26 protein-coding genes are annotated in these 26,700 nt (G+C 43.2%); 20 read left to right on the top strand and 6 right to left on the bottom strand.

The window, feature by feature from the left end:
* Positions 1-3: 3 nt before the first annotated feature.
* Both CHJ_RS09105 and CHJ_RS09100 read right to left on the bottom strand, forming a co-directional pair.
* Entirely contained in the window at positions 4-1,275 is a 1,272-nt protein-coding gene (locus tag CHJ_RS09105; RefSeq protein ID WP_171754140.1) for a YeaH/YhbH family protein, read from the bottom strand.
* 94 nt (positions 1,276-1,369) lie between these two features.
* Positions 1,370-3,304 (bottom strand): PrkA family serine protein kinase, encoded by a 1,935-nt coding sequence (locus CHJ_RS09100; protein ID WP_171754141.1) that lies wholly within the window; start codon positions 3,302-3,304, stop codon positions 1,370-1,372.
* A 306-nt stretch (positions 3,305-3,610) separates the two neighbouring features.
* On the opposite strand from CHJ_RS09100, the gene CHJ_RS09095 reads away from it, so the two are divergent.
* The 20 genes from CHJ_RS09095 (at position 3,611) to eat (ending at position 21,933) form a co-directional block, all read left to right on the top strand.
* Positions 3,611-4,360: a MipA/OmpV family protein gene (locus CHJ_RS09095; protein ID WP_411861561.1), complete on the top strand. Its 750-nt coding sequence runs from the start codon at positions 3,611-3,613 to the stop codon at positions 4,358-4,360.
* 402 nt (positions 4,361-4,762) lie between these two features.
* On the top strand, positions 4,763-5,689 hold the full coding sequence (locus CHJ_RS09090; protein WP_171754143.1) for a chemotaxis protein CheV: 927 nt from the start codon (positions 4,763-4,765) through the stop codon (positions 5,687-5,689).
* Positions 5,690-6,158: 469 nt separating this feature from the next.
* Entirely contained in the window at positions 6,159-6,512 is a 354-nt protein-coding gene (eutS, locus tag CHJ_RS09085; RefSeq protein WP_171754144.1) for an ethanolamine utilization microcompartment protein EutS, read from the top strand.
* Entirely contained in the window at positions 6,509-6,979 is a 471-nt protein-coding gene (locus tag CHJ_RS09080; protein WP_317917501.1) for a EutP/PduV family microcompartment system protein, read from the top strand. Before eutS ends, CHJ_RS09080 begins: the two co-directional genes overlap by 4 nt.
* A gap of 39 nt (positions 6,980-7,018) precedes the next feature.
* Entirely contained in the window at positions 7,019-7,729 is a 711-nt protein-coding gene (gene eutQ, locus CHJ_RS09075) for an ethanolamine utilization acetate kinase EutQ (RefSeq protein ID WP_171754146.1), read from the top strand.
* Positions 7,730-7,737: 8 nt separating this feature from the next.
* A complete protein-coding gene (gene eutT, locus CHJ_RS09070; protein WP_171754147.1) occupies positions 7,738-8,544 on the top strand; it encodes an ethanolamine utilization cob(I)yrinic acid a,c-diamide adenosyltransferase EutT in 807 nt (268 codons plus the stop codon).
* Between the two features lies 1 nt (position 8,545).
* Positions 8,546-9,517: a phosphate acetyltransferase gene (gene pta, locus CHJ_RS09065; protein WP_171754148.1), complete on the top strand. Its 972-nt coding sequence runs from the start codon at positions 8,546-8,548 to the stop codon at positions 9,515-9,517.
* A 23-nt stretch (positions 9,518-9,540) separates the two neighbouring features.
* Positions 9,541-9,843, top strand: a complete 303-nt coding sequence (gene eutM, locus CHJ_RS09060; protein WP_317918100.1) for an ethanolamine utilization microcompartment protein EutM — start codon at positions 9,541-9,543, stop codon at positions 9,841-9,843.
* Positions 9,844-9,879: 36 nt separating this feature from the next.
* A complete protein-coding gene (gene eutM, locus CHJ_RS09055; RefSeq protein WP_253822117.1) occupies positions 9,880-10,158 on the top strand; it encodes an ethanolamine utilization microcompartment protein EutM in 279 nt (92 codons plus the stop codon).
* A 63-nt stretch (positions 10,159-10,221) separates the two neighbouring features.
* Entirely contained in the window at positions 10,222-10,521 is a 300-nt protein-coding gene (locus CHJ_RS09050; RefSeq protein ID WP_171754151.1) for a EutN/CcmL family microcompartment protein, read from the top strand.
* A 24-nt stretch (positions 10,522-10,545) separates the two neighbouring features.
* Positions 10,546-11,946, top strand: coding sequence for an aldehyde dehydrogenase family protein (locus tag CHJ_RS09045; protein ID WP_171754152.1), 1,401 nt, complete (start codon positions 10,546-10,548; stop codon positions 11,944-11,946).
* A 3-nt stretch (positions 11,947-11,949) separates the two neighbouring features.
* On the top strand, positions 11,950-12,792 hold the full coding sequence (gene eutJ / locus CHJ_RS09040) for an ethanolamine utilization protein EutJ (protein WP_171754153.1): 843 nt from the start codon (positions 11,950-11,952) through the stop codon (positions 12,790-12,792).
* A 6-nt stretch (positions 12,793-12,798) separates the two neighbouring features.
* Positions 12,799-14,040: an iron-containing alcohol dehydrogenase gene (locus CHJ_RS09035; RefSeq protein WP_171754154.1), complete on the top strand. Its 1,242-nt coding sequence runs from the start codon at positions 12,799-12,801 to the stop codon at positions 14,038-14,040.
* On the top strand, positions 14,037-15,467 hold the full coding sequence (locus CHJ_RS09030; protein WP_317917500.1) for an ethanolamine ammonia-lyase reactivating factor EutA: 1,431 nt from the start codon (positions 14,037-14,039) through the stop codon (positions 15,465-15,467). Before CHJ_RS09035 ends, CHJ_RS09030 begins: the two co-directional genes overlap by 4 nt.
* A gap of 11 nt (positions 15,468-15,478) precedes the next feature.
* Positions 15,479-16,846, top strand: a complete 1,368-nt coding sequence (locus tag CHJ_RS09025) for an ethanolamine ammonia-lyase subunit EutB (protein WP_317917499.1) — start codon at positions 15,479-15,481, stop codon at positions 16,844-16,846.
* 12 nt (positions 16,847-16,858) lie between these two features.
* On the top strand, positions 16,859-17,746 hold the full coding sequence (eutC, locus tag CHJ_RS09020; RefSeq protein WP_171754157.1) for an ethanolamine ammonia-lyase subunit EutC: 888 nt from the start codon (positions 16,859-16,861) through the stop codon (positions 17,744-17,746).
* A gap of 9 nt (positions 17,747-17,755) precedes the next feature.
* Positions 17,756-18,412 carry an ethanolamine utilization microcompartment protein EutL gene (gene eutL, locus CHJ_RS09015; protein WP_171754158.1) on the top strand — a complete coding sequence of 219 codons (657 nt, stop codon included), beginning with the start codon at positions 17,756-17,758 and terminating at the stop codon, positions 18,410-18,412.
* Positions 18,413-18,421: 9 nt separating this feature from the next.
* Positions 18,422-19,765 carry a 4Fe-4S dicluster domain-containing protein gene (locus tag CHJ_RS09010; protein WP_317917498.1) on the top strand — a complete coding sequence of 448 codons (1,344 nt, stop codon included), beginning with the start codon at positions 18,422-18,424 and terminating at the stop codon, positions 19,763-19,765.
* A gap of 12 nt (positions 19,766-19,777) precedes the next feature.
* Complete coding sequence (locus CHJ_RS09005; RefSeq protein WP_171754160.1) at positions 19,778-20,326, top strand: BMC domain-containing protein; 549 nt, start codon at positions 19,778-19,780, stop codon at positions 20,324-20,326.
* A gap of 182 nt (positions 20,327-20,508) precedes the next feature.
* On the top strand, positions 20,509-21,933 hold the full coding sequence (gene eat, locus CHJ_RS09000) for an ethanolamine permease (protein WP_171754161.1): 1,425 nt from the start codon (positions 20,509-20,511) through the stop codon (positions 21,931-21,933).
* Positions 21,934-22,021: 88 nt separating this feature from the next.
* Here eat and CHJ_RS08995 read toward each other — a convergent pair whose 3' ends face one another.
* From CHJ_RS08995 to pflB, 4 genes are all read right to left on the bottom strand, one after another.
* Positions 22,022-22,522 (bottom strand): YfbU family protein, encoded by a 501-nt coding sequence (locus tag CHJ_RS08995; protein WP_317917497.1) that lies wholly within the window; start codon positions 22,520-22,522, stop codon positions 22,022-22,024.
* Positions 22,523-22,642: 120 nt separating this feature from the next.
* Positions 22,643-23,302 carry an energy-coupling factor ABC transporter permease gene (locus CHJ_RS08990; protein WP_317917496.1) on the bottom strand — a complete coding sequence of 220 codons (660 nt, stop codon included), beginning with the start codon at positions 23,300-23,302 and terminating at the stop codon, positions 22,643-22,645.
* 53 nt (positions 23,303-23,355) lie between these two features.
* A complete protein-coding gene (gene pflA, locus CHJ_RS08985) occupies positions 23,356-24,096 on the bottom strand; it encodes a pyruvate formate lyase 1-activating protein (RefSeq protein WP_317917495.1) in 741 nt (246 codons plus the stop codon).
* Between the two features lie 137 nt (positions 24,097-24,233).
* Positions 24,234-26,510: a formate C-acetyltransferase gene (gene pflB, locus CHJ_RS08980; RefSeq protein ID WP_171754165.1), complete on the bottom strand. Its 2,277-nt coding sequence runs from the start codon at positions 26,508-26,510 to the stop codon at positions 24,234-24,236.
* Positions 26,511-26,700 lie beyond the last annotated feature (190 nt).

The following is a 26,700-nucleotide window of genomic DNA, read 5'->3' as shown; positions in this document are numbered from 1 at the left end:
TCCCTAAGCTGTCTCTTTTTTGAACAGCTCCCTGAATACAGGGAAAATATCATCCACTGAACGAATGTTCTTCATTGCAAAGTTGTCGACACTCTGCTGTATTTTCTCATACTCGTGCCATAGCGATTGATGTGATCGCCGAGTAATCTCAATATAAGAATAATACTGGCATGTTGGTAGCAACTGGTCTGCCAGAAGGGTTCGACATTTAGGTGAATCATCTGCCCAGTTATCGCCATCAGACGCTTGGGCGGCGTAAATATTCCACTCACCTGCGGGATAGCGATCTTCTACTATCTCATGCATCAATTTCAATGCACTAGACACGATGGTGCCGCCGGTTTCTTGCGAATAGAAGAACTCATGTTCATCCACCTCTTTCGCTTGAGTATGGTGCCGGATAAATACCACTTCAACGTTTTCATAGGTACGAGTGAGAAACATATATAAAAGTACATAGAATCGTTTGGCGATATCTTTAGTGGCCTGATCCATCGAACCTGATACATCCATCAAACAGAACATGACCGCTTGGCTAGAAGGAACAGGTCGTCTTTCATAATTTTTAAAGCGCAGATCAAAACTGTCCAGAAACGGAACGCGTGCAATTTTATGTTTAAGTGCTTCTATCTCCTCTTTAATTCGCTTCTCTTCTAGTGGTACTGCTGGCTCACGCAGGGCAATGCTGGCGAGTTCTTCTTCTAACTCATGAAGCAGTCTTCGTTTACCTGCTGTCATTGCGGTACGTCTTGCCAATGACTGCTGCAATGAACGAACGATAGCGATATTGGAGGGGTTACCTGCGGTTTGGTAACCTGCTCGGGTCGTTTTCCATTCGGTAATTTTGTTTATCTGGTTCTTCTCAAGATTAGGTAGCTCCAAGTCTTCAAACAGGATGTCTAAATACTCATCTTTGGATATTTGAAAAACGAATTCGTCTTCACCTTCTCCGTCTTGGCTCGCTTCACCTTCACCAGAACCTGACCCTTCACCGCCTCCTTTAGGGCGCTCCATTTTATCGCCTTTAATAAATTGGTCGTTTCCTGGATGCACTCGCTCCCTAACCCCTCCTTGACCTTGGTGAAAGGTGGGCTCTTTTATGTCTCTATGCGGAATAGAGATGTCTTCGCCTGTTTCAGTATCGGTGATGGAACGACGGTTTACCGCATCAGCTACCGACTCCTTGATCTGATCTTTATGGCGTCGCATAAAGCGCTGTCGATTTACAGTGCTTTTGTTCTTACCATTCAATCTTCTGTCTATAAATTGCGCCATGAGTAACTCCTTGTATACGCCACAGAGTTGTATTCGCTGCCATGGGGAAATTGATCGGTAGCGAATACATTGCTCACACAATAAGCGTCAAGCATTAAGAGGACTTGCGTACTCGCAAGTACCACTCTGACAGCAATCTAACTTGTTTCTTGGTGTAGCCTTTTTCCATCATACGAGCGACAAAATCATCGTGTTTTTTCTGGTCGTCTGTTGACGTTTTGGCGTTGAATGAAATAACCGGTAGTAACTCCTCGGTATTGGAGAACATTTTCTTCTCAATGACCGTGCGCAGTTTCTCATAACTGGTCCATAATGGATTACGCCCTTTGTTGCTTGCCCGAGCACGCAGTACAAAGTTAACAATTTCATTACGGAAGTCTTTTGGATTACTGATTCCCGCTGGTTTTTCAATTTTCTCGAGTTCACTGTTAAGTGCAGAACGGTCAAATAGTTGTCCTGTTTCTGGGTCTCGATACTCTTGATCTTGAATCCAGAAATCTGCGTATGTGACATAGCGGTCAAATATGTTTTGACCATATTCAGAGTAGGACTCTAAATAAGCAGTTTGAATTTCTTTACCTATAAATTCGATGTATTTAGGAACAAGATAGCCTTTTAGGAACTCTAGATATTTTTCTGCAACATCTTGTGGGAACTGTTCACGTTCAACTTGTTGTTCAATCACGTAAAACAGATGAACAGGGTTTGCGGCAACTTCGGTTTGGTCAAAGTTAAATACCCGAGACAGAATCTTAAATGCGAAACGGGTAGATAGACCTGACATGCCTTCATCCACACCAGCGAAATCGCGGTATTCTTGATAGCTTTTCGCTTTAGGATCCGTGTCTTTCAAGGTCTCTCCATCGTACACTCTCATTTTAGAGAACAGCGATGAGTTTTCAGGGTCTTTGATACGGGACAAAATACTAAACTGAGCAAGCATATCTAATGTGCTTGGTGAGCAAGGTGCTTTGGATAGTTCACTGTGCTCCAACAGTTTCTGGTAAATCTTCACTTCTTCAGAAACGCGTAGGCAGTAAGGCACTTTCACAATATATACCCGGTCAAGAAATGCTTCGTTGTTCTTATTGTTGCGGAATGACTGCCACTCAGATTCGTTGGAGTGAGCTAAAATCATGCCATCAAAAGGCAGTGCAGATAGCCCTTCAGTACCATTAAAGTTCCCTTCTTGAGTCGCGGTCAAAAGAGGGTGAAGTACTTTGATAGGAGCTTTGAACATCTCCACAAATTCCATTAAACCTTGGTTTGCTTTACATAGTGCACCAGAGTAGCTGTAGGCGTCAGGGTCATCTTGAGAGAAGTGCTCTAGCTGACGAATATCTACTTTACCGACTAAGGAAGAGATATCTTGGTTATTTTCGTCTCCCGGTTCAGTTTTAGCTACCGCAAGTTGGTCAAGAATGGATGGTCGTACTTTGACCACTTTGAATTTGGTAACGTCACCACCAAATTCGTGTAGACGCTTCGCTGCCCATGGAGACATGATTGAACGAAGGTAACGAGCTTCAATGCCATACTCTTTCTTCAATAGGTTGGCATCTTCTGCAACATCAAACAGACAGAATGGATGATCGTTAACTGGGCTGCGTTCTCCATTAGCTGACAGAACGTAAATGGGCATTTTTTCCATCAGGCTTTTAAGCTTTTCTGCAATTGATGATTTACCACCACCTACAGGGCCTAATAAATAGAGAATTTGTTTACGCTCTTCAAGCCCTTGGGCGGCGTGTTTTAGATAAGATACTATCTGTTCAATAGCTTCTTCCATCCCGTAAAAATCTTGAAATGTTTTATATCGAGATATTACGCGGTTGGAAAAAATACGACTAAGTCGAGGATCATGAGCTGTATCAACAACTTCAGGTTCACCAATGGCTAGTAGTAAGCGTTCTGCTGCATTGGCGTATGCACTTTTATCTTTTTGGCATAGCGTCAAAAAATCCTGTAATGATAGCTCTTCATCCTTGGCTGCTTCATAGCGTGCCTGATAGTGGTCAAAAATACTCATGTTGAAACCCCTCTAAACCGTCAAACTGACTACCGAGAAAATTACTATTCCTTCACTTTTTAAGACTAGACAGGTTTTCCAGATTTTGCTTAACAATTATGTATTTATTTCTTCTTTTTTAACAAAATAACTGGTGAATAATATGCATATTCAATGGATTTTTGTGCATATATTTTGTTTTTGAATTAATTGGCAATCGAATTATTGACAATCTAGATGGCAGTTAGAGAAATAATTTGTTGCTGAATAAAACAGTGTTCGATATGATTGCGGACATAACATGTTAATTCTTAATACAAGTAAATGATGAATAAAAAAATTTTAGCGATCTTGCCTGTTATTTTATCTACGTCAGCGCTTTCTGCACCTTCACCCTGGTCAATAGGTGTTGGGGCGGCATACTCACCAGAGGTTTATAAAGGGACTCCGTCAAGCCGAGTGGTCATTCCAATTGTGGGTTATGAAGGTGAACACTTTTTTATGAGAGGGTTTAGCGCCGGTTATCGAATTAACCCGGCAGGCTCGACACATAATCTGGTTATGCGATTAGTGTATGACCCGCGTTCGTTTAAACCAAGCGACTCTAGCATTGCAGCAATGAAGAAACTTGATAAACGTGAATCGACCGTGATGGGGGGAATAAGCTACCAATACCTATCACCAATCGGGCTGTTTGAAACCGGTGTTGGAACGGATATTGGTAACAAGCACAACGGTTTGTATGCAGAAGCCGCTTGGCGATTACCATACCGTACGCCTACTTGGGGTATCACACCATCTATTGGCTACTCATATAATGATGAAAAGTTAAATGCGCATTTATACGGGGTCAGTAAAGAAGAGTCAGCGAGAACAGGTGGTGAAATTGCCGCATTTGATCCGAGCTGGGATGGTCATTACTTTGCCGGCTTGAGTGGTTACTTAATGCTGATGGACAATTTTATGGTGAATGCTGGTGTGCGTTATACCAATATTGAAGGGGACTTAGAAGATAGCCCTATCCTTGATGGCACAGTGTCGATAACCGCTAATGTTGGCGTTGTCTATATGTTCTAACGGATGACGAAAAGGTCAACAGACCCTTGCAAAGGCGACATTGTCGCCTTTTTCTTATTCAACTGTCGCTATATTCTCTATTTTTACTCTCCAACGTAGTCGCTATCTCATCTTCGATACCAATGCAAAACGGAGTGCTGATACCTTAGCGTGTCAGTCAAATGCTTGTTTTACGTTGTCTATTCATATTCAGCAGAAGAAGCAATTAAGGTTAACTCATTGTTGTGTTGGCGGGCGAGTTTTTACCTGCCTGATGTCAAAGTCGCTCTTGTTGAACCTAGCTTATTAAGGCCACTTAGGTATATTATACTGTTCTTATACAGATAAAGTATTACGTCTGGTATTCAACGGTAGGCGTAATGTTGTATTAATTTAACTGTAAATTTAAATGAGAAGAGAGCCATGACAAGCAACGTTTTACTTGAGTCAGGTACCAATGAGCTGGAGATTGCTGAGTTCCAACTGGTGAAAGTCCTTCCTGATGGAAGCAAAAAAATAAACCACTACGGCATTAATGTTGCGAAAGTTCGCGAAGTTATTCGTTTTCCTGAACTGACGGATTACCCTAAGGGTGATGAGCATGTTATAGGGGTTTTTAAGTCTAGAGGGAAAGTGACTCCTCTAATACACTTGGCCAAGTGGCTTAAGCTCTCAGATATAGTGCCATCTAAAGACCAGTTCGCAATTGTTACCGACTTTAATGGCGTGACAAACGCGTTTTTGATTGACTCAATAAATCGAATTCACCGAGTCTCTTGGTCAGATTTAGAGCCAGCAACGGATATTTCACTGGCTGGAGAAGACACCTGTATTGTTGCCTCGGTAAATATTGAAGATCACCTAGTGTTCATTTTGGATTTTGAGAAAGTCATTGCTGATATGAACTCAGATATCAATATGGGACGCTATGACCTTACTCTAGATAATAATATTGATTTATCTAATAACCGTAAGCGTCTGCGCTCTGCTCATACGATTCTTCTGGCAGACGATTCTCGATTTATCTTAGAGCAGTTACAGTCTGTTATTGTTGGGGCAGGTTATCAAGTTATTGCTGTACCTGACGGAGAACAAGCACTTGACGTGTTCAATACCAGTCAGCAAAAAGTGAGTGTTATCGTTTCGGATGTTGAAATGCCGAAGATGGATGGCTTACACCTGTGTAAACGTGTAACGTCTGATCCCAATGCTGTCCCTGTTATTATATTCTCTTCTACAATGACGAAAGAGAACAGGGCCAAAGCTTTTGAAGTTGGTGCGTCGGAAACGTTAACCAAGCCTGAAATTCACCGCCTGATACCACTGCTCGATAGTCTTCTTATAGATTAATGCTATTCTAAAATATAACTTGTTTTTTATTGCGATATTCCCTTGCAATAGAGAACAAGTTATTTAATTGGTGGTATCGTTTCCATCTATTGCTATTACTATATTCTTTCTGTTTATTATTCTAGACTATTTATTGTCATTCTATATAGCCAAGTGCCAGTTTGCATTAAAACAAAACACAATAGATTTACACCCTCGACGTATAAGTTCTTATCATTAATTCCTCTCAATAGAATCCTGACAGGTTTTAATTATTTTGGATCTAAAATTAATTAAAACTTGCGCTACTTCACTGATAAAGAAAATTAATAAAAATCGGTAATAATATTAATAACAGCTATTTGTGATGAGATTCAATATATTGATTTATCGATGAATATGTGAATTATCTTTTGCGATTGTTATCACAATTTGATGTAAATTTAGGCGTTATGGTAATAAAAAATAATCATAAATAGTGGGTAATGGCATGAGCCATGAGTTTGGCGAACCAATTGATAGAGTTGTACAGGAATACGTTCCCGGTAAGCAGATCACGCTTGCGCATATGGTAGCAAATCCAACAGAGGAGTTGTGTGAACGAATCGGTGTAGCTCACAAAGAAGCGATTGGTATTCTCACCCTCACTCCCGGTGAAACCGCTATCATAGCAGGTGATGTAGCAACAAAGTCTGCTGACGTAGGAATTGGCTTTCTTGATAGGTTTTCAGGGTCATTAGTCATTACCGGGTCTGTAGGCTCAGTAAGTGTGGCGCTAGATGAGGTACTGAGAACACTAGATAAAGACCTTGGTTATACAGCATGTCAGGCCACTAGAACATGAGTGCTGAAATACCAGAAATACTTCCAGCAAGCTTTGCTGTAATAGGAGAAGTTGACGCAGGAAAGTCTGCATTAATCACTCGCTTAGTTAATCCCGAAGGTAATCAACGAAAAACGCAAGCTCCAATATACTATCCTGGAAGTGTTATCGACACTCCGGGTGAATATGTTGATAACCGAGCTTGGAACGGGCCGCTTCTCTCTACCATTTCTACCGTTAATACGATTGTTTATTTGCAACCTGCCAATGCGCAACATTTTTCTGCCCCTTCAGGTTTATTACGCGTTTATCCAAATAAAAAATTAATTGGTGTTATTAGTAAAGTTGATATTGATGATGCCAATATTGAACACGCAGAAAAACTGTTGGAAACAAATGGTATTCAAGGTCCATATTTTTATACCTCTATACACGATGATAATTCTATTAATAAGTTGCGAACATTTTTGTGCAGCTTCAATAAATAACAACTTACCTTAGTTACAAAGGAAAGTAGGGTGAAATTAATGAAAAAGTTAATTACAGCAACGGATGTACGTGAATATAAAGCTCAGGGAACAACCCAAATTGTGGCCAAACCATGCGGTACTATTATTACTCCGGAAGCCTACGATGTTGCAAAGGTGTTAGGGGTTTCTTTTATTGTTGATGATGTTATCGATAAGGCTGAGAAAAAAGAACCTTCTACCACGGTTGAAAAATTAAATTCATCAAGTGAGATGGTAAATAATCCCGCATTAAATCAAATCAAAGATGAGATCCGTTCACGAATTGGCAAGAGTGTTGATAGCTCACTGATTGATTCACTTATTCAGAAAGCACTGGCGGATTTCGATCATAAAGCTCCGACTTGTCCAAGACAGATTAACGATGATGGTATCGTGTTAGTCCGCGGCAATAGCGTTGAGCTTGAAACATTTGATGGTGCTCCCGGTAAGAACATCGGCCTAACCGATGTAATCGGTCCTGAGCAAAACAGCACGTTAGGTGTTGGTTACATGGGTTGGGAGAAAGCTTTCTTCCCGTGGACGCTTAATTACGATGAAGTTGACGTTATCTTAGAAGGTGAACTGCATATTAAAACCGCGTCCGGTACCACTATTGGTAAACCGGGAGACGTTATTTTTATACCAAAAGGTAGCGATATTGAGTTTGGTACACCAACTCATGTTCGTTTTGTCTATGTTGCATACCCTGCAGATTGGTCGGATCAATAGGTGCCATAGTGAGTACTTTCATCACTGAAGACTATTTACGTGATAAATATGGTTTGGCTTTCGGTAGTGAAGTTCAGCTTCCAGAAGGTTGCCGTTTAACACCTTCAGCCCAAGCTCTGTTGTCGGAAAGAAAAATAGCCATTCGATACATTAATGAGCAGGGTGAAGTGTTTGTAGCCGATAAAGACGGCAGTGCGACCAATAAGGTGCATCCGTTAAAAACCAACAATCAACGCCCAAGTAATGGTTGTTGGGCATGTGGTAGTGATGTTGAGAAAAAACCTTCTTTTATGACTCATCTTAACGATGAAGTCTTAGTGCCTAAGAACCATCCAAGAATTGCTCTAAGAGGCAAAATTGACAGCGTGATCTGTCAATGTGTGGAAGTTCAGTGCTTACTTGAAGATCAACCGCCATTCATTGTGCATGCCATGTCGGATATTCGTTCTTACTTCGGCCAGATATTACAAGCGGAAGTGATGGAACAACCACTACCTCTCCCTTCGTTTGGTGACATCGATTCTGAAACTATTCATCAGTGGTCTCATAACCCTTTGAAATATTTAGGTTATGACCATATGTTGCCGGATGCTAAATTTGGTTTAAAAGTCGCTAAATTAAATACCTTAAGAGCGACAACCCGTGAGCTTGAGTTGGAAGCGAGTCGTCTATTTATTGACATTAGCATGCGTTTGGAACGTGAAGACATTGTTGCTGGCTTAAATCGATTATCAAGTGCGATCTATGTGGTAATGATATTGGTTTGGCAGTGTCAGAATGGTCAGCAAAATGTGCTTGAGAGGTTAGTAAACTAGTATGCAAATATTAGAACAATGTCGAGAAAAATGCCGTCAAGCACCCAAGAAAATCGTATTTCCTGATACCGATGATGTCAGGCTATTACATGCGGCTAATGAACTGAAACTTAGTGGGCTGGCAGAACCTATTCTTCTAGGCAATCCATTTATGCTGCGGGATAGATCCTATAAAGCTGGTATTGCCATGCCGTGTTTAACAACCTTGGCACCTGAAACCGCAGGCTGTTTTGATGAAATGGTCAACATTTTTGTCGCTAAACAGCGCAAACCAATAACGGTAGAAGAAGCTCGTAAGCAAGTTGCTAATCCATTGCAGTTTTCTGCCTTGATGGTTGATCAAGGATATGCTGACCTCTGCATTGCGGGAAACCTCGCGACCACTGGCGATGTTATTCGTAGTGCGATTCGAGGTATTGGTGTGGCGCCTAACAGTAAAACCGTGTCTAGTTTTTTCCTTATGCTCTCTCCTGATGGTACACGTACACACGCGTTTGCTGATGCAGGGGTGATTCCGCTACCAACGACAGAACAGTTGGCTGATATTGCCATTGATACGGCAAATAACTTTGAAAAATTAACGGGGATTGAACCTCGGGTCGCGATGCTGTCGTTTTCCACCAAAGGCAGTGCATCTCATCCCGCCGTTAGTAAAGTATCCGATGCAACAGAATTAGTGAGACAGCGCTGTCCAGATCTCATCATTGACGGCGAAGTTCAGTTCGATGCAGCGATAGAACCACGAGTCGCTGCGCAAAAAATGCCTGATAGCCCGCTGGGTGGTCAGGCAAATGTATTTATATTTCCATCTCTAAGTGCTGGCAACATTGCTTATAAAGTCGCTCAGCGCTTAGGCGGATATATTGCTTTGGGACCGATGCTGCAAGGGTTAGCTAAACCTATGCATGATCTGTCTCGAGGCTGTAGCTCTGACGATATCGTAGATATCTCAGTCCTTACTTCTTGTATGTAACTTATTTGAACAACCTTAGGAGAATTCAAATGGAAGCTCTAGGCATTATCGAAACAAAAGGTCTTACTGCATTAATCGAAGCATCTGATGCAATGGTTAAAGCAGCTCGTGTGGAACTGGTTGGCTATAAGCAAATTGGTTCTGGTCTTGTTACCGCTATGGTTCGTGGCGATGTGGCGGCTTGTAAAGCAGCAACGGATGCGGGTGCGGCAGCTGCTCAACGTTTAGGCGAAGTGGTTGCGGTTCATGTTATTCCTCGTCCACATGGTGATCTTGAAGCGATTTTCCCAATCTCTCAAGCACCTGCTCCAGCGGCGAAAAAATAACGTCAGTATAACGATTTAATTTCTGAGGAAATGCTAATGGATGCACTAGGCATTATAGAAACAAAAGGGCTTACGTCCTTAATTGAAGCATCTGACGCCATGGTTAAGGCCGCTCGGGTAGAGTTGGTTGGCTATGAGCAAATTGGTACTGGCTATGTAACTGCGTTAGTTCGTGGTGATGTTGCCTCATGTAAAGCCGCTACAGATGCAGGTGCGGTTGTTGCGCAAAAACTAGGTGAGTTGATTGCGGTCCATGTGATCCCTCGACCTCATCAGGATCTTGAGAAAATCTTCCCAATATCCGTTAAGAAATAAGCGATCACCATAAACAGCGCGTCGCCTCCTAACTGGGAAGGCGTATCAAAATAGGAGGGAGGCATGCGTGTAGCAAAAGTTGTTGGGCAGGTGGTCGCCACCATACGTAGCCCAGACATGAGAATGGATAAGCTCTGCTTAGTGGAGTTTGTCGATAAAAAGGGTAAGTCGACTAGTGAAGTGCATGTCGCGATGGATCAACTTGGCGCAGGTGAAGGTGAGTGGGTTCTCGTAGTTGCAGGTAGTTCGGCTCGAATGGCCTATGGGACAAGTGGTGAGCATTCACCCGTTGATCTTTGTGTGGTTGGAATTATTGATGAAATTACATCCGACCAAAGCATTCAATATCACAAAGGTCAGTAAGTAACACGATTAGGGGTAATAAGAATGGATCAGAGCGAAATAGAGGATATTGTTCGCCGTGTTGTTGTTCAGCTGAAAAGTGATAAGCAACCGTCAGCGTCAGCAAGCGAGCACGGTGTGTTTGACTCTTTAGATGACGCCGTTTCCGCGGCTAAACATGCTCAGAAGCAGATTCGTAGTTTGGCTGTTAGAGACAAGATCGTCACCGAGATTCGTCGAATGGCTAAAAAGCACGCCAAAGAGCTGTCTGAAATGGCGGTAGAAGAGACGGGTTTTGGTCGAGTTGAAGATAAAATTCGTAAGCATCTGCTGGTTGCATCAAGAACACCGGGCACAGAAATACTAACACCTCAAGCAGTATCTGGAGATAGTGGTTTAAGTCTTATCGAAAATGCGCCATGGGGGGTTATAGCCTCTGTAACGCCAAGTACCAACCCTTCTTGTACTGTAATAAATAATGCCATCAGTATGATTGCAGCGGGTAATGCGGTTGTATTTGCACCTCATCCAGCAGCCAAAAAAGTCTCTCAATACGCTATTCAGTTAGTCAATAAAGCCTCAGAGAGCGTAGGTGGGCCATCAAATATCTGTACGACTGTGAAAGTGCCGTCACTTGATAATGCACGAAGCCTATTTACTTACCCTGGCATTAAGCTGTTAGTTGTGACGGGTGGCGATGCTGTGGTTGATGCTGCAAAAGATATTACTGACAAACGTCTAATTGCTGCTGGTCCGGGCAACCCTCCTGTTGTGGTTGATGAAACCGCCGACATTGAGCGAGCTGCTATTTCGATTGTTGAAGGGGCTTCATTTGACAACAACATCGTTTGTGCATGTGAAAAAGAGATCATTGCGGTCGAGTCAATTGCCGACAATTTAATGCAAGCAATGACCCGTAATGGCGCCTATGAGCTGAATGCTCAGCAAGCGGAAGATATCGCTAAACAAGTGTTGAAAGGTTATCCGGGTGATTCTCCAAGTGCTAACCCTCAATGGGTAGGCAGAGACGCCGCTAAACTTGCTGCAACTATCGGCCTAACCGTTCCAGAATCAACCAGATTATTAGTATTCCATGCGGCTAAAGATCATGTGTTTGCGACCACTGAGCAGATGATGCCAATTTTGCCGTTAATTAAGGCAAAAGACGCCGATCAAGCTATTGATTGGGCAGTAGAGTTAGAGTCTGATAATCACCACACCGCCGCAATCCATTCAAGAAACATCGATGTGTTAACGCGGATGGCATACGAAATTGATAGTAGCTTACTGGCTAAAAATGGCCCTTGTATTGCTGCGATTGGTGCGGGAGGAGAAGGGTGGACCACAATGACCATTTCTACTCCAACCGGTGAAGGCGTAACTAACTCGTTAACCTTTACTCGGAAACGACGCTGTACCGCTGTTGACTCATTTAGGATTGTGTAATTGATGAGTCAGTTAGAAATAGTTAAACAGCGATTGGCCATCATTGACGATATTGTCAATGATGACACGCCAGTCACTCCACCTGAGCAATGGATTGTCGGTGTTGATTTGGGTACTGCGGATATTCAAACCGTGGTACTCAATCAGCAAGGAGAACCTATCGCTGCCTTTTTAGATTGGGCTAACGTTGTAAAAGACGGAATTGTGGTGGATTACATGGGAGCGTGCCAGATCGTCCGCTCTCAGATTAAGCGAGTTGAAGAGAAGCTCGGTGTTACCGTTGAGAGCGCGATTACCTCTTATCCTCCGGGAACCGACCCTAGAATCTCCATCAATGTGGTTGAGTCGGCGGCGATCGAAGTTGCGGAAGTCATCGATGAACCGTCAAGTGTGGCGGATTTACTGGGTATCGATAATGGTGCGGTGGTCGATATCGGTGGCGGTACGACAGGAACGGCATTGATAAAAGATGGAAAGCAGATCTACTCCTTAGATGACCCTAGTGGCGGTAGACATGTTTCTTTGGTTATTGCTGGACGTTTAAAAGTGGATGACCAAGAAGCTGAGCGATTAAAGCGAACCAGTTATCAAGACAACGACATCGCCATTATTGTCAAACCGGTAATTGAAAAGATGGCTGACATTGTGATGAGCCATTTAAAAGAGGAAACACCGAAGCATATGTATCTGACAGGTGGTGGAACCTTGGTCAATGGCGTTGAAAAGATTTTTAGTGACACTTTTCCAGCCACCGAGATTGTCACTTTTAAGCATGCGTTATATCTCACGCCTTTTGCTATTGCTAGCTTCGGTTTACAGCGTACCGAACATAGAGTAACGGAGTAACTCATTATGTCGATTTCACACCAAGAATTAGCCACTGTTGTTGCCAATACCATACAACAGTCAAAACTTTATAAAGGCTTTTTCTTCCGTTCACCAGCGATCACTTTAACCGGTGGTTATAGCGTCAACCAGATAGGGGACGTACTCATTGAACTGGGTGTGAAAAAGGTATTCATCGTTGTGGATAAACTCGTCCACCAACTTGGGCTGCTTGATGGTTGCGAGCAGTCTATCCAGTTCGCAGGAATAGAGTATGCCATCTTTAATGATGTTACTGGCGAACCAGACTCTGATGTTATTGGGCAATGTATTAGTAAATTTAAGACTGAAGAAGCTGATTTTGTATTGGGAATTGGTGGTGGTTCAGCCTTAGATGTTGCGAAAGCCGTCGCGGTAATGGTGGACTACAGTGGAAATCTAACGGATTTTAAAGTGGGTGGATTAGCCTCACGCCGAGTCGGTCTTGGTGCCATCCCTACAACGGCCGGAACGGGCTCTGAGGTGACGGATATCACCGTGGTGAAAGATGTCGCATCTGGCGTCAAATTGCCGATAAAAGGCCCCGCGTTAGTACCTGATCTGGCCATTATTGACCCCGCTTTGATGATTGGTGTTCCTGCAGAAGTCACTGCGGCAACGGGTATTGATACCTTAACTCATGCTATCGAAGCTTATGTAGCAAAAAATTCTAATCCATTATCCAAAGCCTACGCATACCATGCGGTTGAAGCGGTAGCGAGCTCATTGCGTCGAGCTGTTGGATGTGGTGATAACCTTGATGATAGATATGACATGGCAGTGGCTGCATACAAAGCTGGGCTGGCATTTAGTAATGCAGGCTTAGGGTTAACGCACGCGATCTCTCATCAAATAGGCTCTCAGTTCCATATACCTCACGGTACAGCTAACGCCATACTGTTGCCTTATGTGATGGCATTTAATGCCTTGGTGAGTGAAGCTGAGTATGCCGAATTAGCGGTTGCCTTTGGCGTAGCACGAGAAAACATGACTCAAAGAGAGTGCTGCTGGGCCGCCATTCATGCGGTGAGCCAATTGGTTCAAGACCTAGGATTGCCTACATCGCTGGCGCATACCGATATTCATCTTGAAGCAATGTTGCAAGTTGCCGATGACGCGTTAGAGGATATCTGTTTAGGTGGAAATCCTAGAACAGTGACAGCTAAACAGATTATCTCTCTGTTACAAGATGTGGTGAATGGGACTATTTCTGGAGAGTTTCACTCATGAATACCAAGTTAATCACCAGTGTAGGTATCGATGTTGGGACCACAACTACCCAAGTCATATTTTCACGATTAACTTTAGTCAATAGGGCGCCTGCGTCTCAGGTGCCAGTTTATGAATTTATTGACCGGGAAGTGATTTTTCAAAGTCCGGTAGTCTTTACCCCAATTAATTTTGAGGGAGTGATTGATAACAACAAGATCCAAGAGTTTATCAATCAGCAGGTTGTATCCGCCGGTATCGCCGTCGACGATATAGAAACGGGCGCCATCATTATTACGGGTGAAACTGCAAAAGCCCAAAATGCGCGTTCCTCACTACTGCAATTGTCTCAAGAGTTAGGGGACTTTGTTGTTGCAACCGCCGGACCACATTTGGAATCGATTATTGCGGGCAGAGGCAGTGGTGCCCAGCAGCTCTCGGAATCATCTCATAGCCGAGTTATGAATATCGATATTGGTGGTGGCACAGCAAATTACGTAGTTTTTGATTGTGGCAAGGTGGTGGATACCGCATGTATCAATATTGGTGGCCGTTTAATTCAGTTAGACAGTAAAGGCAATGTTATTTACCTATCTGAAGCAGGTGCTCTGTTGGTTAAAGAAGTATTTGGTGAACATATAAGCCCGAATGCACTTACTTTTGATCACATAAAACGTGTTAGCCAGAAAATGGCCGACATTCTACTTGGGCTCATCCAAGGTAATAACAGCAAAATCACCGCGAAACTGCTGCAGACAGCAGAATTAAAAGTGATCGATGATATCGACACAATTTATATCAGCGGTGGTGTCGGTAACTGTCTTTTTGAAGAGAAAATTAAACCTGTCGATGATTTGAAATTTGGTGATATGGGGCCTTTGCTTGCTCGTTCACTACTTAGACATCAACAGTTTTCAACCTTGTCAATCGCTCAGCCAAAACAGACGGTAAGAGCGACAGTTATTGGAGCAGGAGCGCATTCACTTTCTCTATCCGGCTCTACAATATGGCTAAAACTAGACAGTTTACCCATTAAAAATATTCCAGTAATTCATCCCAATATTGACTGGAACAACCCAGATTTTGATATTAGCAAAGAGATATGTATATGCGCAGAGCGTATGGATATTGCCCTTGCTACTGATCAATATGCCATTGCACTAGATAGCAAGATGCCTACTAAGTATCGAGCAGTGCTCCAAGCTGTAAAAGGGCTTGAGCAGTTCTATCGTCTGCATGGCAATCATAACGATTCAGCACTAATAATTTCTCATAATGATATAGGCAAAGCACTCGGAATGGAGTTGCAACCGCTGCTTTCACCACAACCGCTTGCGGTTATTGATGAGGTGATCACCCGAGAGGGAGACTACATCGATATAGGTAAAAGTTATTTTGGGGGCGAAATTGTACCCTTAACGGTTAAATCTCTCGCGTTTCCGTCATAAAGGAGTGGCTAATGATTTTGAAAACTCGTCTGTTTGGTCAGACATATCAATTCTCAGATGTGAAAGAAGTGATGGCGAAAGCGTCCGATCTTCGTTCTGGAGATGTTCTGGCTGGTGTCGCAGCGTCAAGCTCACAAGAGCGGGTAGCGGCGAAACATGTATTGTCAGAATTAACCCTAAAGAATTTGCGAGAGAATCCTGCGGTTCCTTATGAGGTTGATTTAATTACTCAAATTAACCAAGACAGTCTGAATAGAGCCGTTTATGAAAAAATTCAGAACTGGACCGTTAGCGAGCTACGGGAATATGTGCTTTCCAATAAGCCGAGCCTAGAAGAAGTTCAACGTCTGCGTAAAGGGCTTACCGCAGAGATGATCGCGGCAACCGCTAAGCTTTGCTCAAATGCTGACTTAATGTTCGGTGCTAAGAAGCTACCTGTCGTGACAAAAGCAAACTGTACCGTAGGTATTCCGGGGCACTTTAGTTGTCGTCTACAGCCGAATGATACTCGTGATAACGTTAGCTCAATTTTAGCGCAAACATTTGAAGGGTTAACCTATGGCTGTGGTGACGCGGTAATTGGTATCAACCCTGTGACTGACAGCGTTGAGAATACCACTCAAATGCTGAATGCCATTCAGGATGTTATTACCAAGTTTGATATTCCTACTCAGCCTTGTGTTCTTGCTCATATCACAACTCAGATGGAAGCGGTACGCAAAGGGGCTCCGGGTGGTCTTCTTTTCCAAAGTATTTCGGGCTCAGAAAAAGGGCTATCCGAATTTGGTGTCACTGTAGAAATGTTGGATGAAGCTTATGAAGTGGGTAAGCAGTACTGCCACTTAGCGGGTGACAACATGATGTATTTTGAAACTGGACAAGGTTCTGCGCTGTCTGCCGATGCCCACTATGGTGCTGATCAGATGACGATGGAAGCTCGCTGTTATGCTCTTGCTCGACGTTACAAGCCGCATTTAGTTAATACCGTGGTTGGATTTATCGGTCCAGAGTATCTGTACAATCATCAGCAAATTATCCGTGCTGGCCTAGAAGACCACTTTATGGGCAAATTATCCGGCCTGCCAATGGGTTGTGACGCTTGTTACACAAACCATGCGGATACCGATCAGAACTCAAATGAGAACTTGGTGACCTTACTTGCTGCGTCAGGCATTAACTTTGTAATTGGTATGCCAATGGGTGATGACATTATGCTCAACTACCAGACTAATGCTTTCCATGATACCGCAACGGTACGTCAGTTATTGGGTCTAAGACCGGCTCCAGAATTTGAAAAATGGATGGAGAAGATGGGGCTGCTTGAAAACGGCATTCTTACTGCGAAAGCAGGTGACCCTTCAATTTTCTTTAATCGATAAGCGGAGTAAACAATGAACGATCAAAATATACAAGATATTGTCTCAGCCGTTTTAAAACAGCTAGGAGAAACAGAAGTCTCCGCTTCAACGGTTAAAAGAGTGGTAACGGATGAGTCATCAACACCAGTAAATAGTGATGGTTCGCTACCGGATTTAGGTGATGATGAGTTTAAAAACTGGAATGGCGTGGTTAATGCTCAAGAACCAAAAATAATTGAAGACCTTATCACTCAAACCGCGGCACGGGTAGGTAATGGCTGCGCGGGACCAAGACCGAGAACAACGGCTCTGATGCGTTTTTGGGCCGATCATTCTCGCTCTAAAGATACCGTTATCAAAAACATCAGTGAAGAGTGGTTAAAAGAACACAATCTTTTAGAAGTAAAAAGTCAGGCTCAAGATAAGGATGAGTATCTCACCCGTCCTGATCTAGGACGAAAACTTTGCCCAGATGCACGAGATGTTATTGCCAAGAATTTCGATAAATCTCCTCAAGTTCAGGTGGTCCTTTCTGATGGTTTGAGTATGGATGCTATTACCAGCAACCTAGATGAGATTTTACCACCGCTAATGAATGGTATTAAAAACGCGGGATTAAGAACTAATGCGCCGTTTTTCTTACGTTATGGCCGAGTAAAAGCGCAAGATGAGATCGGTGAGTTACTTGATGCAGAAGTTAATATTTTGCTTATTGGTGAAAGACCGGGGCTAGGCCAATCAGAGTCACTGAGCTGCTATGCCGTCTACAAACCAAATCAAGATACGGTGGAATCGGATCGAACAGTGATTTCAAATATCCATAGTGGTGGTACTCCACCAGTAGAAGCGGCTGCGGTAATAGTCGATTTAATTAAAACGATGCTTGCGCAGAAAGCCAGTGGCATCAATTTAAAAAGATAGAGGTGAATAATGGCTATTCAAGAAAAAATCCCGGCTGCGGTACTGGCAACAAGAGTGATTGCATCGGTTGATCCTGATTATGCGAAGTCACTCAACTTGAAGCCTAATCACGTCAGCATTGGCTTAATTACCAGTGATTGTGATGACGTGACCTATTGTGCGCTGGATGAGGCGACTAAGGCAGCCAATGTTGAGGTTGTTTATGCGCGTTCATTTTACGCTGGTGCAGCCCATTCATCCGGGCCCACTTCCGGTGAAGTGATTGGCATTATCGCTGGAGAATGCCCTGCGGATGTTATCGCTGGGTTGGATCGTTGTCAGGAAGTGATTGAGAACGAAGCCGCATTCCAGATGGCAAATGAAGAAGGCGACATCGCTTATTTCGCACATTTAGTTTCTTCTACCGGCAGTTATCTCTCTGCTGAGGCGGGAGTTGAACAAGGCGAAGCGCTTGCGTATTTAATCGCACCACCGCTAGAAGCCATGTTCGCTATTGATGCGGCACTGAAAGCAGCGGATGTTGAGTTGAAAAACTTATTTGAACCTCCATCAGAAACCAACTTCGCTGGAGCGCATCTTGTGGGATCACAAGCGGCTTGCCGAGCAGCGTGCGAAGCGTTTGCTGAAGCGGTGATTAACATTGCAAATAACCCAATATCTCATTAAGGCTGATATATGAGTTCACTTTTAGATAAAGTCAGAGACGCCGGCGTCGTTGGTGCCGGTGGGGCTGGATTTCCTACCTATGTAAAACTGGATTGTCAGGTTGATATGGTATTAGCTAATGGTGCGGAATGTGAGCCATTACTTAATAAAGATCAGGTTGTTATGCAGATCTGGGCTGATGAAATGCTTGGTGGCATGTTATTGGCGATGAAACAAACTGGTGCAACAAAAGCCATCATAGGTATTAAAGATAAACATCAAGACACGATAGAGATTGTTGAGCAAGCCATTCAGCGTCTAGAGAAGCCAGAGCAATTTAGCGTGCTGCAAATGCGAGATGTTTATCCAGCTGGCGATGAGGTCGAACTGATTTATGAAGCGACTGGATTGCGAGTGCCGTCTGGCGGACTTCCGAAAGATATTGGCGTGCTGGTGCAAAACTCCGAGTCGTATATCAATATTTTTCGCGCCGCAACAGGGCAGCCCGTCACGCATACAATGGTGACGGTTCATGGTGAAGTTGCCAAGCCTTATACGGCATGGCTGCCAGTTGGAATCTCTGTTGAAGATGCATTAGAAGTTGCCGGTGGCACCACTTGTGATGACTATGTGATTATTGATGGCGGACCAATGATGGGTGGTGTTGTAGAGTCGTTGCAACAACCGATTACTCGCTTATCAAGTGGCTTTATTGTCATCCCTAGTTCCTCATCGTTAGCCATTAAAAAGACACGACCAGAAAAAGAGTATCGTCGAATAGGTAAAGCCGCGTGTGACCAGTGCAGTTTATGCACCTCTATGTGTCCTCGACATATGCTTGGCTATCCGATTAAACCTCATTTAGTGATGAGAGCGTTGCAAACGTCAGGACCAAATAGTGAGACTTACGCACTATCAGCACAAGCTTGTAGTGAATGTAACTTATGCTCCATGTGGTCCTGTCCAGAAGGTTTAGATCCTCGAAATATGTGCGTCACCACCAAGCGTGATTTGCGTGAGTCAGGCAGCTTAATGACTCCTCAGCAGCTTCAAGATCAGACCATCGACGTGCACCCTATGAGGGACTACCGTGGCGTACCAACGAAACGCCTAATGCAACGCTTAGGTTTGCTGCAGTACAATAAAACGGAAGCAAAAAACCTCGAGCAAGAGCATGTGTTTAACAAAGTGACCATTCCGCTAAGACAGCATATTGGCGCACCCGCGCAGGCGTGTGTTGCTGTTGGAGACAAAGTGACCGTTGGACAGGTCATTGGTGAAGCACCGACTGATGCGCTAAGTGTCAATATTCATGCAAGTATTGCCGGAACTGTAGAGACGGTAACCGATCAGCATGTCGTGATTAAGAATTAGATGAGTATAAATATGATTAACGCAATTGGATGTATTGAACTGAATTCTATCGCGCGAGGCTATTTTGTCGCGGATGCGATGCTAAAGGCTGCACAAGTAGAGATCATTTTTAATCGTAGTATTTGTCCCGGCAAATTTATGGTGATGATTTGTGGTGATGTGGCAGCGGTTAATGCTTCGGTAGAAGCGGGAATGATCGCCGGTGGAACGGAAGTGGTGGATGATTTAATTATTTCTAACGTTCATGAAGATGTTTTCCCCGCTATCTCAGGCACAAGGTTAGTAGAGCGCACTGACGCCCTTGGCATCATTGAAACCTTCTCCGTTGCCTCAATTGTTGAAGCGGCAGATGCTGCGGTTAAAGCGGCGAATGTTGAATTATTAGAAGTACATATGGCGATGGCCATTGGTGGTAAAGGTTACGTCACACTTACTGGCGATGTTGCCTCTGTGACTGCAGCGGTAGAAGCAGGCGCAGAACGTATTAAACATAAAGGATTGTTAGTGGATAAGGTAGTTATTGCCCAACCACGTCAAGAAATATTGGCTGACAAAGTTTAGAAATAAGGAGTAACGGCTTAATTAACGAAAACAAGTATCACTTTAAAGTAAATTAGAACAAGCAGTATGTTAAAAAAATAAAGGGATGTATTAATCCATGCCCTACAACAGGATTGATACGTTAATTCACTCAGCGACCTATGTTAGGTCATTGAGTTACAAAAGAATCATACGGGTGGCTTATGTCTGAAAATAAAGCAAATGATTTTGGTTCCTCGGAGTTTATGCACGATCGCCAGCTCAAAAAAGGAGTTGCTGGCTGGTTCTTGCTTGCTACGTTAGGGGTTTCTTACGTTATATCTGGTGACTATGCAGGGTGGAACTTCGGTATCGCAACTGCTGGTTGGGGTGGTATGTTAATCGCATCGATATTGATGGGTTTAATGTATCTAACTTTAGTATTATCTTTGGCTGAGATGTCAGCGGCAATTCCAACTGCTGGTGGTGGTTACAGTTTTGCACGTAAGGTAATGGGGCCTGTTGGTGGTTATGCGACAGGTTTGGCGGTATTACTGGAATACGCTATTGCACCTGCGGCAATTGTAATCTTTATCGGTGGATACCTAGAAGCATTAGTGGGCTGGAACGGTCCGGTAGTGTACGCAGTATTCTATGCAATTTTTATCGGCATTCATTTGATTGGTGCGGGTGAAGCGTTGCGTATTATGTTGGTAATCACGGCGTTGGCAGTTGTGGCGATTATCGCAACAGCGTTTGGCTTAATACCATATTTTGAAGTGGCTAACCTTTTTGATATTCCAGCTAACCCAGCCGTTGCCGGTTCTACGACTTTCCTACCACAAGGGTGGGGTGGTGTCTGGGCTGCATTGCCATTTGGTATGTGGTTATTCTTAGCGGTAGAGGGTGTACCTCTAGCAGCTGAAGAAGCAAAAGACCCAGCTAAAGATATGCCAAAAGGTATTATCGCTGCAATGATCTTCCTATTGATCTCTGCGGCAATGGTTATGCTATTGGTTCCGGGTGCTGCGGGCGCAAGTGCAACAGGCGAATATGCTGCACCACTTGTTGATGCGTTGCGTGCTGTTCACGGTCAAGACTCAATGCTGGCTAACTTCGTAAACGTTGTTGGTTTGACGGGTTTGATTGCATCGTTCTTCTCAATTATTTACGGTTATAGCCGTCTGGTATTTGCACTTTCAAGAGCGGGTTACTTACCTGCCTTCTTATCATTAACTGGTAAGCGTAAAGTTCCTGCATGGGCACTGATTGTACCGGGTATCGTTGGTTTCCTTGCATCGCTAACTGGCGAAGGTGACCGTATGATTATGATTGCGGTATTTGGTGCAACTATCTCTTATGCACTGCAAGCGTATAGCCACATTTTGCTACGTAAGCATGAGCCAGATCTAGAGCGTCCGTATAAAACTCCTGGTGGTATCATCACTCCATGGATCACGGTAATCTTGTCTGTATTAGCGCTTACATCGTGCTTCGTGTATGACGCAACAGCGGCATTCTGGGCTGTTGGTTTATATGCAGCAGGTATGATTTACTACTTCATGTTCAAACATAAAGAAGTGTCTAAACATACTGCAGAAGAAGAGTTTGAAGCTATCTTCAAAGCAGAAGCGGAATTGGATGAGTAACAGTATCTGATAACCATTAAAAAAGAGGTCATGGAATGACCTCTTTTTTTGCTGAAAATTCGTCAAATAATCTTATGCAGATTTTGTATTACGCATTAAATATCTGTACGAATTCAGTTGAAGAGAGATGATATTGACGAGGGCAGTTGCGCCATGTTGTTAACATTCTACGGTACTTCTCTAGCATTGGCATCTGGGCATTAAAGTGATGGTCTGCTTTATCAAATTGAGGATATAGTCCTTCAGAATCAACCAAAAAGCGCACATAGTTTACCAACTGGTGCTCACTCGCAATATCAAAGCCTAAGAAATCCAAACGGCGCTGATCAACAGAAGATTGGTCTTCGCTTTTTAACATCTTGTAGGACTCTTGCATGGCATGGTACATCTCCATGATATTGATAACTTCACGACATTCATCTTCTGAAATCTTACCAAACTCTTTATCCAACTCGCGCATTTGTAGCGCATAGCCACGCTCAACAATAGTTTGTAATCTTTTGTATTTATTGCTGTTTTCTGGGTTAAGCTGAGACATTAAGTAGTATTGATTTGAAAGGATTAAACGCTGAGCATTAGTCATTTCCATAATGGGGCCTCGATTTTTAAATTTTTGTAATAATCTGCCCACTAGATTACCAGTATTTATCGACTCAGCAACCGATTATCACCTTAAGTTGCTTAATGTTTGAGCATACAATGTTATTTGTTATTTCTTGGTTGGGTAGAGGTAATGTTTGTCAGAAAATGTTCTAAGCCATTCAGGTTTAAAAACAGACATGATTGCTGCCGCCATACCGTTGAGTAATCCTTCTGGAAAGATAAGAAGAGGTAAGAAAAGCAGATAATTATCATTAATCGTTTTCCAGTCGTAGCTGCCTTGCCATAAATAAAATAGGCTATTAACAAGGAAATGTATGCTGCTAGTGATGCCGCCAGCAAAGAAACCGGCAACAAATATATAGACGAATATATTTTTAGGTAGAAAGCGGAAACTTAACCAGAAAATGGCATGACTGATGAGAATAGGAATGAGAGAAGAGAGCAGTAAATAGATAAAAAATTGATTAAAGGGTAACTGTAAGGTGAGACACAAACCCGTCACTGGGATGATGGTGATGACAAAGGCACTTCGCCAACCGAGCAGCAAGGTTAGGGTTGTTAACCCAAGAAGATGAATCGAGAGGTATTCTTTTGTGCTAGCTTGAGCAGACCAGAGAAAGAATATCGCTAGCATGACAAAAAACAGAAAATGCTGAAAAGCTTTGTCAGAGAGCAGCTTAGGTAATAGCTGTTGCCAAAAATCTTTAAATGATAGGGTCAACGCGAAGATAACAATGATACCCGGCAGAACGTGAAAAGCACTCATCCTTGTGCTCCTATTTATGCATAAAAAAGCCGACACAAGTCGGCAATTCTTAATTAGTATTTAACGTTATCGTTATACTGGCTAAGTATTTCAACCATTTTATCCATGGTTTCTTTACTTGGGGGATTAACCCCTTCTAATGGATAATCATAGCCTAATGCTTCCCATTTATGTGCACCTAGTCGGTGATAGGGGAGTAACTCAACTTTTTCGATATTGTCCATATCTTTGATAAATTCACCTAGCATATGCGCCGACTCTTCATCGTCGGTATAGCCGGGAACAATAACGTAGCGAATCCAGGTTTTCTGGCCAATTTTGTGTAGATAGCGAGCAAAATCTAGCGTTCTTTTATTGGATACACCAATAAAGTCGTGATGAATTTCATCCTTCATATGCTTCAGATCGAGCATAACTAAGTCAGAGGCGGCCAACACTTCATCTACCACTTCGGTATGTTTGCGAATGTAACCATTGGTATCCAAACAGGTGTGCATACCCTCAGCTTGTGCTGCACGGAAGAAGTCTCGCACAAATTCTGGTTGTAACATCGCTTCACCCCCAGAGCAGGTTACACCGCCTCCGGATGCACGCATAAAATGTTTATACGATTTGGCTTCATTGATTATCTCATCAACGGTGACTTCTTTGCCGTCGTGCGTGTCCCATGTATCTCGGTTGTGGCAATACATACAACGCATTAAACAGCCTTGTAAAAAGACGATAAAACGAATTCCAGGGCCATCGACGGTCCCGCATGACTCAAAAGAATGGATACGACCTGTTTGCGACATTTGAAGTTCTCAGAGTAAATAACCTTCGTTATTTTATTACAAATATGGCGACATAAACAGAGTAACTTCCCTCTGTTCACTACAAAAAAAACCTCGCCATATAGCGAGGTTTTTTATTTTACTGAATCAGGACTAAATTATAGAGATTCAGTAAATGTACGTGCAATTACGTCAGCTTGTTGCTCAGCAGTTAGCGAGTTAAAGCGTACAGCGTAACCAGATACACGGATTGTTAGCTGAGGGTATTTCTCAGGGTGCTTAACTGCGTCTTCTAGAGTATCGCGGTTAAGAACGTTAACATTCAAGTGTTGGCCACCTTCAATGCCTGTTTCATGGTGGAAGTAACCATCCATCAAGCCAGCAAGGTTCGCTTTTTGCGCTGTGTCATCTTTACCCAGAGCATTTGGTACGATAGAGAAAGTATAAGAGATACCATCTTTCGCATCAGCAAACGGCAGTTTACCTACAGACGTTAGAGAGGCAACAGCGCCTTTCTCATCACGACCGTGCATTGGGTTTGCACCTGGAGCAAATGGAGCGCCAGCACGACGACCGTCAGGCGTGTTACCAGTCTTCTTACCATATACCACGTTTGAAGTGATAGTTAGGATAGATTGCGTTGGTACAGCGTTGCGGTATGTCTTAAGTTTACGGATTTTGCCCATAAATACAGATACAAGCTCACATGCGATATCATCAACACGTGGGTCGTTGTTACCAAATTTAGGGTAGTCGCCTTCGATTTCGAAATCGATCGCTAGACCATCTTCATCACGAACAGGCTTAACCGTTGCATATTTAATTGCAGACAGTGAGTCAGCAGCAACAGAAAGACCAGCGATACCACATGCCATTGTACGGAACACGTCACGGTCATGTAGAGCCATAAGTGATGCTTCGTAGCTGTACTTGTCATGCATGAAGTGGATGCTGTTTAGTGCAGTCACGTATTGCTTCGCAAGCCAATCCATGAAGTGGTCCATCTTGTCCCATAGTTCGTCATAAGAAAGAACATCAGAAGTGATTTTCTCCATCTTAGGACCAACTTGAGCTTTAGATTTCTCATCAACACCGCCGTTGATAGTGTAAAGCATAGTTTTAGCAAGGTTAGCACGTGCACCAAAGAACTGCATTTGCTTACCAACAACCATTGGAGATACACAACAAGCGATAGCGTAGTCATCAGATTCCATGTCAGGACGCATTAGATCGTCATTTTCATACTGGATAGAAGACGTATCGATAGATACTTTCGCACAGAAACGCTTAAAGCCGTCAGGTAGTTGCTCAGACCAAAGAACAGTAATGTTCGGCTCTGGGCTTGGACCCATAGTGTATAGGCTGTTTAGGAAACGGAAGTTAGAACGTGTAACCAGTGTACGTCCGTCTAGACCCATACCACCCATTGATTCTGTTGCCCAGATTGGGTCACCAGAGAACAACTCATCGTATTCAGGAGTACGTAGGAAACGAACCATACGTAGCTTCATTACGAAGTGGTCAATCATTTCTTGAGCTTGAGCTTCAGTGATTGTACCTGCTGCAATGTCACGCTCGATAAAGATATCAAGGAAAGTCGACGTACGACCTAGAGACATAGCTGCACCATTCTGAGACTTAACTGCCGCTAGGTAGCCAAAGTAAGTCCACTGAATCGCTTCTTGTGCCGTTTTTGCTGGCTCAGAAATATCACAGCCATACTTAGCTGCCATAGTTTTGATTTGACCTAGTGCACGGTGTTGCTCAGCAATTTCTTCACGAAGTTGCATTGTCGCTTCTAGATCTTCGCCGTTTTCGAAACGCTCTTGAAGAGAAGTAAACTGAGCGTACTTATCTTTCATTAGGAAGTCGATGCCATAAAGAGCAACACGACGGTAGTCACCAATGATACGGCCACGGCCATAAGCATCAGGAAGACCAGTAAGAACACCAGACTTACGACATGCTAGGATGTCTGGAGTATAGATATCGAAAACACCAGCATTGTGTGTTTTACGGTACTCTGAATAAATTTTGCTAACCATCGGATCAAGTTCACGATCATATGCTTTCGCTGAACCTTCAACCATACGGATACCACCGTTAGGGATGATAGCGCGTTTTAGCGGAGCATCTGTTTGTAAACCAACGATTGTTTCTAGATCTTTATTGATATAGCCAGCATCGTGTGCAGTGATGGTAGAGATAAGTGAAGTATCGAAATCCACAGGAGCGTGAGTACTGTTTTCCTGTTTGATACCTTCCATTACCTTAGCCCAAAGCGCGTTAGTTGCTTCAGTACCCTCAGAAACTAGGAAAGACTCGTCACCTTCATATGGTGCATAGTTCTTTTGAATAAAGTCACGTACGTTAACTTCGTTTTGCCACTCACCAGCTGCAAAACCTTCCCAAGCTTTAGCAAATTGCTCTGCCATGATATACCTACCTTTTTAGTAGAAAAATTACGTACTGTTTTCGCTTTATAAGCTAGTGCCGAAACACGCAGTACACTCTTTAATTAATAACAATATTTATGACCAAATTCATAACTATTTAACCATAGATATTGTAACCAAAATTACCAGTTCAAAACTGTGATTCAAATTATATTGTAAAAATTAAAAA

The sequence above is a fragment of the Vibrio sp. MACH09 genome, from assembly GCF_033238805.1.
Taxonomy (GTDB): Bacteria; Pseudomonadota; Gammaproteobacteria; order Enterobacterales; family Vibrionaceae; genus Vibrio.
This window is presented reverse-complemented; position numbering and strand designations above follow the sequence as displayed.